This is a genomic window from Pseudomonas sp. SBT1-2 (genome assembly GCF_028640875.1).
Taxonomy (GTDB): domain Bacteria; phylum Pseudomonadota; class Gammaproteobacteria; order Pseudomonadales; family Pseudomonadaceae; genus Aquipseudomonas; species Aquipseudomonas chlororaphis_I.
In genome coordinates this window covers 1-1,647 of sequence record NZ_JAQZAA010000069.1, presented here as the reverse complement: position 1 = coordinate 1,647, position 1,647 = coordinate 1, and the positions used below count along the sequence as shown (strand labels likewise).

The 1,647-nt window shown below is 66.5% G+C and carries 1 protein-coding gene; it reads right to left on the bottom strand.

Going from position 1 to position 1,647, the window contains the following annotated elements; all coding sequences use genetic code 11:
* Nucleotides 1-89: 89 nt before the first annotated feature.
* Complete coding sequence (locus PVZ78_RS11450; RefSeq protein ID WP_009049624.1) at nucleotides 90-1,508, bottom strand: sigma-54 interaction domain-containing protein; 1,419 nt, start codon at nucleotides 1,506-1,508, stop codon at nucleotides 90-92.
* Between the last annotated feature and the right edge of the window lie 139 nt (nucleotides 1,509-1,647).

The window sequence follows — 1,647 nt, the reverse complement described above, 5'->3', positions numbered from 1 at the left end:
GACGCACTTATATGCTTCTGTAGGAGCGAGGCTTGCCCGCGATCAGCGCGTAGCGCTGGCTCTTTCTCTGTATGGAGATGCATGTCTCTTTATTGAGACTCTTCAATCCCCAGCGCCGCCATCTTCTTGTACAAAGTCGAGCGCCCCAGCCCCAGGCGCGCCGCGGCTTCCACCACCTTGCCGCCACAGTGCGCCAGGGCCGTCTCGATCACCTGGCGGTCGAAGCGCTCCCGCGCGGCGGCGAAGGTTTCGTTGGGCTGCACCTCGGCGGCCTGGGCGCTGGCCGCGCGTGGCACCGGGCTGAAGGTGCCGATGGCCGCGCGCAGGTCGCCGGCATTGAGCATCAGGTCGTCGCTGAGCAGGGCGGCGCGTTCCAGGACGTTGCGCAGTTCGCGGATATTGCCGGGCCAGGCGTGTTGGCCGAGCAGGGCCAGGGCGTCGGGGGTCAGTTCGTGCTGGCTGCGCAGTTCTTCGAGGATGGCTTCGCTGAGCGCCGGTAGGTCGTCCAGGCGTTCGCGCAGCGGCGGCACCTGGATCGGCAGTACATTGAGGCGGTAGTACAGGTCGGCGCGGAATTCGCCGCGCTTGATCGCCGCTTCGAGGTCGGTGGAGGTGGCGGCGATCACCCGCACGTCGCTCTGGATCACCTCGTTGGAGCCCACTGGCTCGAACTCTTTCTCTTGCAGCACCCGCAGCAGCTTGCTTTGCAGGGGCAGGGGCATGTCGCCGATCTCGTCGAGAAACAGCGTGCCGCCCTGGGCGATCTGCAGCTTGCCGGCGCGGCCCTTGCGGTCGGCGCCGGTGAAGGCGCCGGGGGCGGTGCCGAAGAACTCGGCTTCCAGCAGGGTTTCCGGAATCGCCGCGCTGTTGATGCTGACAAAGGCCTTGTGCGCCCGTGGCGAAGCGGCGTGGATCGCCTGGGCCAGCAGCTCCTTGCCGGTGCCGGTCTCGCCTTGCAGCAGCACCGGCGAGTCGGCGCTGGCACTGCGCCGGGCGCGGCGCTTGACTTCCAGGCTGGCGGCGCTGGTGCCGATGAAGTGGGCGAAGTTGTATTTGGTCTGCCGCGCCCGCAGCAGCGACCGCGTGGAAGCAAGCTCTTCCTGCATGCTCAGGTAGCGCTTGAGCATCGGCGACAGGCTGCGCAACTCGTCGAACAGGGCAAAGCCGATGGCGCCGATCACCGCCCCGGCATCGTCGTGGATCGGCAGGCGCATCACCACCAGCGGGTCCTTGGGGGTGTCCTGCATGTCCAGCAGGATCGGCCGCCCGGTGCGCACCACTTCGCGCAACAGGCTGCCGGGGATCACGCTTTCGCAGGCCTTGCCGATGGCGAACGCCGCCGACTCCAGGCCGAAGCGCCGGGCGTAGCGCTCGTTCATCCAGACGATATTGGCGTCGCGGTCGACGATCACCGTGCCTTCGCTGGATTGCTCGATGATCTCGAACAGCGAACGGATCGCCAGTTGGCGAACCCGCTGGTAATCCTTGAGGCTTTCGGTGTCGTTCATGGGGAAGGTCCTGAAGGGAGCGCGGCGCCGATTATGCCGGGAATCTTCACGGCGACGCGACCATCAGGGTTGACGCTATCCCTGTAGCCGCTGCCGCAGGCTGCGATAAGGGCCGGAGGACCTTCAGCGATCTTGAGTA